This is a genomic window from Chitinophaga sp. (assembly GCF_036566945.1).
In the GTDB taxonomy this organism is placed as follows: domain Bacteria; phylum Bacteroidota; class Bacteroidia; order Chitinophagales; family Chitinophagaceae; genus Chitinophaga.
Window position 1 is genome coordinate 1 of the sequence record NZ_DATCVJ010000481.1, and the last position, 6,262, is coordinate 6,262.

Genomic DNA, 6,262 nt, shown 5'->3' on the forward strand with positions numbered 1-6,262 from the left:
TAATGAGAACCGAAAGCATATTTACCTGAAACAGGTAAAATCTGCCCTCCGTAAAATTGGGCGTATCACGCTGAGAAATATTATCGATTTGAACCGGAACATTGAGAACGTGTTCAAAACAGAGCCTAATTATATCATTAAAATAGCTCGTCTGGAGGGCTTTGATGAGAAACGAAGGGCCATTTACGGCCTTATCGAATGTACCGAGCGATTGGTTACGGAAGAAGATCTTACCTTTTTTATTACCGCGCTTGACGAAGAATTAAAGCAGGTGGTCACCCAGCTTCGGGGTCAACTTACTGAGAGCCGGCATAACCTGATTGAAACACAGAAACAAATCATTGAGTACCTGAACCAGGTTAAACATCAGAGCAGGATCCAGGAAAAGATCCGGCAGATCAAATACCTGAAGGACCAGTTTGAACTGAAGGCCAAAACCAATATGGTTGCTCTCCTCATGCAAAGCAATGATGTGGTTTTCGAGAACAGGCCAGTGTACCCGCTTAAATTGTCACTAGACTTCCTGCACACGGACGAAGGGCGTGCCCATATAGAGAAGGTCGCTTTAAGGTCCCGTCAGGGCCGTAAACCAGCCATGCCTGTTGCAGAAAATATTTCCAGCCGGGACCTCCTGCCTGAAACGGAAGCGGAGATCTTTATTGACCTCGAAGAGATCAAACACGGATTTATAGCATCGGGGCATCATTTACACAATTTTATTATGCAGTATAAATACCCGCGCGAAGTGAGCTACGAAGAGCGCATCACTATTTTTTGCCAAATGGTATCTATGTATGAACAGGAACTGGATGTGAAAGAATTGTTTCAGCAGGACGGACAAATTGAATACGCAATGGTACACCCGATCTAATGGAAACAGGTCATAAAAGGAATAACTATGAGTACAACAATTAAGCATACCGCGGAGATTTTTGATATCCTCAGCAAAGGTAAATTCATTTGCAGCAACAGTGTGGAAGACAGCTACCGGAAATTATACAATGCTATGGATGAACATTTTGATGAGTTGTATAATTACTTTATTGCTATCGGATTTGTGCTGGAAAAAGGAGATGAATTTTTTTACTTTTCCAGAGTGGAGAATAGGGCGTCAATTGAAAGCAAGATAGAGCAGGCTTACCGGTGGGTAGATGTGGTAGACTTCTTTATGGCATTCAATAATGGTTTTGCTCCCGGCTTTCGTTTTACGCCTTCAGATGTGCTGGTGCAGGTAAAAATAGATGCAAGCCTGAAGGACAAGCTGGAAATCATGAAGCGCCTTACTGGTGAAGGCAGTATGCCAGATCGGGTGAATTCATTGATAGAAAAACAACTGGTAGCGCAGGGCTACGCCGAACTGGAAAACGAGATAAGCCAACAATACAAAGTACTTGCCTCGTTCAATTATATTAAACAATTGATTGTAAGTATTCAAATACAAGAAGAAACCATACATGAGATTCCTGAATAAAGTCGTTTTTATTAATAGCGCTACTATCCGGTATGCAGAAGTGATGGTAGATGGAAATGTACACCTGATAGGGACCCAGGGTGTGGGAAAAAGTACGCTCTTGCGTACTGTTCTTTTCTTTTACAATGCGGATACACTTAAACTCGGTATTTCTAAAGAGAAGAAAAGCTTTGCTGAATATTATTTCCCCTACCGCAACTCCTTTCTTATTTATGAGGTAATGCGCGAATCGGGCCCCTTCTGTATTATTGCGTTTAAAAGTCAGGGCAAGGTTTGTTTCCGTTTCATGGATGCAGCCTACCATCGCGATTATTTTGTAGATGCTGACGGACGCGCTTTTGAAAAATGGGAGGATAACCGGCAGGTGCTTGATACACAAAGGATCGACCATACCCGTAAAGTAGACCGCTATGAAGAATACCGGGATATTCTGTATGGTAATAATGAAGTGGGCAAAAAGGAGTTTGCCAAATACGCGCTGCTGCAAAGTAAACAGTACCAGAATATACCACGCACTATACAGAATGTATTTTTAAACAGTAAACTGGAAGCGGAATTCATTAAGCAAACCATCATTATGTCGCTCAATGAAGAAGATCTTTCCATAGATCTTCAGAGCTATACGCACCATCTGAAAAATTTTGAGCAGCAACTGAATGATATTCATTTGTATAAGCAGCCGCATATTATGAAGCAGGCGGAGAATGTAGTAAAGAATCACCTGGCTATCAAATATCTGGAATCTGAGAAGAACCGGTTTGCACAGCAGCTTGCCTGGAGCGCAGCGCAACTGCAAAGAATGGCTCCGAAGCTACTTGATAAAAAGGAGAAAACCGAAGCTGAAAAAGCCGGATGGCAGGAAAAGATAGAAAGTACGTCGCAGCGCTATCAAAATAAGTATGGTAAGATTACCGGTGAAATCAGCGTACTGGATAGCGAACTTAAAAAGGCAAGGGAAAAAGCCGACATGTATGCGCGTCACCAGATCGACCAGATTATTGAACGATCAGGTAAAGAGAAGGAGTTGGGTGCAGATCAGCAGAAGCTGGAAAAAGAAAAGCAGCTTTTGACATTCCACTTTTCAGAAATATCGCTGAAATATGAAAGTCTGCAACAGGCACTGGACCAGGCTTACCGCAGTTTTGAGCAGGATAAAAAGGAAGAACAAATGGCGATGCGTGAACTGGCCGCCAGTGAACGTGAAGATGCCTCAGACTGGCTCTTAAAGGCACAATCTGCCGTAAAGCAGCTGAATGCGCAGGCAATTGAACAGGCGCGGCAGGCATTGGAACAGCATCAGCAACACCTAAATCAGGAAAAGCTTAAAAAGGCCACCCTTACACATCAACGTTTCTTTGAAAAGGAGTTGATGGATGCAGCAGAGGAAGTAACCATTTATGAATTGGCTATTCGGAAGAACAAGAATGACCTGGACCATTTTAAGAACCAGTCTATCACCCTCCAGAAACAATGGGAGCTTGATGAAACTGCCACGAAACAACAAACTGAGCGTAGGCAGGAGAAACTGCAAGACGAAATTACTTCACTCCAACAGCAGCTGCAATCAGTAGAATACAAGCTGCAAACAAATGAACAAGCCTTTTATGGCTGGCTCAATAAAAATAAACCAGGATGGGAAGATACCATCGGCAAAGTGGTGAACGAACAGCTGTTGTTTAATTCAGATCTTGAGCCACGGGCGATAGCTGATTTAAAGGATATTCCCAATTTTTTTGGCGTAACGATAAGTATCAATGATCTGCCGGTACAGGTAAAAACAGTAGCAGAATATCAAAAGGAACTCAAACAATTCGAAGATGCCATCGCTGCCAGACAAGCGGAACTGCAAACTTTGCAGGGAGGACAGAGCCAACAACTGGAGAAACTTAAAAAGAAATATCAGCCGCTGATAAAAGATGCAAAAGATAGTTTGCTCGAACTAAACTATAAACAAGAACAGGATACACTTCAATTAAGGCAGTCTGTTGTTCAACAGAAAGACTGGGAAGTAAGGTCCCAAAATGCCCGTAAACAGGCTATGTCCGATCTGGATGCCGCCATAGCCGCCGCTAGTGAAATGGTAGCGCATAGTCTGCAATTGTTTCAACAGACAGAAGATGAACTGCTAAAGCAATTAAAAGTAAAGGAGCGGGAACATGCGAAAAAGATAGCCAGTATTGAACAGGACGGGATGCAAAAAATGAGCATCATCAATGAATCGCTTAGACATCACAAAACAACCTGGGAGCAAGAAAAACAGCAACTCAAAATACAACTTCAGCATGAACTTTCCGGAAAAGGTGCCGATACAGGGCGACTGGAAATTTTGGATCAGCAACTGGAGGAGCTGGAGGCAGAGCTTAAGTTTATTGAGGATAACCGTGTTCTTGTAATTGAATATAGAAAAGATAAAAAGGAATGGATCGATAAAGCCGATACCTTTAAATCGCAGAAATCCATTCTTGAAAAACAACTCACCATTGAAGAAGAAAAATACCGGCAGCAAAAGGAAGGGATCAGCATTCACCTCAGAGAAACAGAAGGATTACTGCAGCAGTTAAATCAGCAATTGAACCTGCTGGAAGAGGATAGCAAGGCATTTATACGTTTTCAACAGACAGATCCTTACTTAAGTATTAATTCGGCATATACAGAGGAGAAAGAAACCTATAAAAACGACAAGTCCTGTAAAGTGCTGATAGAAGAAGTGAACCGTTGCTATTATACTTCCATTAAGAGGCTGGACGATCTAAAGGAAACGGCCAATAAGTTCCTGGGCAACTTCTCTGTTCAGAATATATTCAGTTTCCCATCTGCCTTAAACGATAAACATGCTTATCAACAATTTGCAGAAGATCTAAACGAGTTTATAAGTAACAGCAAGATAGAAGAATTTGAGCGACGGGTAAACGAACGCTTTGCAAATGTAATAAAGCTCGTGGGTAAAGAAACAGGAGATCTGATGTCAAAGGCCGGTGATATTCAGAAAGTGATCAGCAATATTAATAAAGACTTCGACAATAAGAACTTTGTCGGCGCTATCCGAAAAATAGAATTGCGCATAGATGAAAGCGCAAATAAAGTAGTGCAACTACTCACGCAGATCAAGAAATTCAATGATGAGCATAGTTTCGATATAGGCGGTCTGAATCTATTCTCGTCAACAGACCAGGAAAGTAAGAATAAAAAAGCCGTGGATCTGCTGAAGCAACTCGGTAAAGCCATCAACGAATACAGAAGAGACACGATTGCATTATCAGATTCATTTGAACTGAAATTCAGGGTAGAAGAAAATCAGAATGATACCGGTTGGGTAGAAAAATTGTCGAATGTTGGTTCAGAAGGTACGGATGTACTGGTAAAGGCCATGATAAATATTATGTTGCTGAATGTGTTTAAAGAAGGCGCCAGCAAAAGGTTCAAAGAATTTAGGTTGCATTGCATGATGGACGAGATAGGGAAACTGCATCCTAACAACATCAAAGGAATTCTTCAATTTGCAAACGATAGGAATATCTTGCTGATCAATGGCTCTCCTACAGAAACCAATGCATTAAATTACAGACATATTTATAAACTGGAGAAGGATGACAACAGGAATACTAAAATCAAGCGGATCATAACGCAACTTTCAAAAGTATAATATGGTACTTCCCCTTCACATCGCCCAAAAACTACAACAGCTTTTACTTCCGGAAACAGCTGTTCCTGGTTCCGGGATGAAACATAACGTTGTTAATAAAATGCTGGAAGATGGAATTTTACAGAAAAAGCAAATCAGTAAAAGTCGTTATGTCATTTTTATACCGGTTAAAACATCTTTGACTAACTACCTGCATAACCATTTTGGAATAAGCGATCTTGATGAATATATAAGCAAGTACGACCAACTTCCAAATCGTGCAGAGGCAGTTACTATTGCAGGTAACTCCAAACTGAGAAGCATCCGCACATTTAAAGGATTTCTCGTATCCAGCACCTCACCCGTTGCGACCATGTTTCATGGTAAGCAGTTTAATATTAATCCTCCCGCAGGTTCGTTTATCTACATGTACGATTATGAAGACTTTAAACCAGATCCTGATATAGTAATTGTGGGGGTCGAAAATGCAGAGAATTTCAGACGGCTTTCCGAACAGGAATACCTGTTCACTGATATTAAACCGCTTTTTGTTAGCCGCTATCCACAAAGCAATGATCTTATAAAATGGCTTCAATCTATTCCAAATCCGTATCTGCATTTCGGAGATCTCGATTTTGAAGGTATTAAGATCTATAAAAATGAATACAAAAAATTTCTGACGGAACGTGCTTGTTTATTCATACCATCCGGACTGGAAGATCTGTTGATGAAATACGGAAACCGTGCGCTTTATAACCGCCAGTATGGGGAAAGGCCGGAAACATCAGATGCCGAATCATCAGTTCAGCAACTTATGGAGCTTTTGCTAAAGCATAGCAAAGTTTTGGAGCAAGAGATCTTTATAAAAAGTAACACTTCGTTGAAAGGCCCGGCTATCTGAATAGTAACATCCGACTTTCTGGGAAAAAATAAATCCTCATTCAGTTGATTATCATAATTTTAAGATCCCTAATCTTCCTCAAATCTTCATAAAATTGGTTCGAGAATTGTCCTAACGGGATCACTGGAAAATTACAAAGCTCGCGCTGGTCGCGGGCTTTTATTTTTTGCTCTATAATGATTGAGTAGGGCGGTAGAGTTTACGAGGCTTTACAAAGAGCTGAACTATCTTTACTAATATACGAATTTATTGAAAAGGATATCCGCGG

The 6,262-nt window shown here is 41.1% G+C and carries 4 protein-coding genes; all 4 read left to right on the forward strand.

What is annotated here, in order from left to right; genetic code table 11:
* The coding region (locus VIP81_RS14785) for a hypothetical protein (RefSeq protein ID WP_331962060.1) at positions 1 to 871 on the forward strand (871 nt) is incomplete at its 5' end.
* Between the two features lie 27 nt (positions 872 to 898).
* On the forward strand, positions 899 to 1,471 hold the full coding sequence (locus tag VIP81_RS14790; RefSeq protein ID WP_134643583.1) for a condensin complex protein MksE: 573 nt from the start codon (positions 899 to 901) through the stop codon (positions 1,469 to 1,471).
* The gene (locus VIP81_RS14795; RefSeq protein ID WP_331962067.1) at positions 1,455 to 5,114 is read left to right on the forward strand and encodes an ATP-binding protein; all 3,660 of its coding nucleotides are present in this window, start codon (positions 1,455 to 1,457) and stop codon (positions 5,112 to 5,114) included. The genes VIP81_RS14790 and VIP81_RS14795 overlap by 17 nt, the downstream gene beginning before the upstream one ends.
* A 1-nt stretch (position 5,115) precedes the next feature.
* Positions 5,116 to 5,994, forward strand: coding sequence for a hypothetical protein (locus tag VIP81_RS14800; protein ID WP_134643585.1), 879 nt, complete (start codon positions 5,116 to 5,118; stop codon positions 5,992 to 5,994).
* Positions 5,995 to 6,262: the final 268 nt, after the last annotated feature.

What these genes read in the sequence shown, in the direction of transcription:
- VIP81_RS14790 (WP_134643583.1), top strand. Translation starts at nt 899, where the DNA reads ATGAGTACAACAATTAAGCATACCGCGGAGATTTTTGATATCCTCAGC.
- VIP81_RS14795 (WP_331962067.1), top strand. Translation starts at nt 1,455, where the DNA reads ATGAGATTCCTGAATAAAGTCGTTTTTATTAATAGCGCTACTATCCGG.
- VIP81_RS14800 (WP_134643585.1), top strand. Translation starts at nt 5,116, where the DNA reads ATGGTACTTCCCCTTCACATCGCCCAAAAACTACAACAGCTTTTACTT.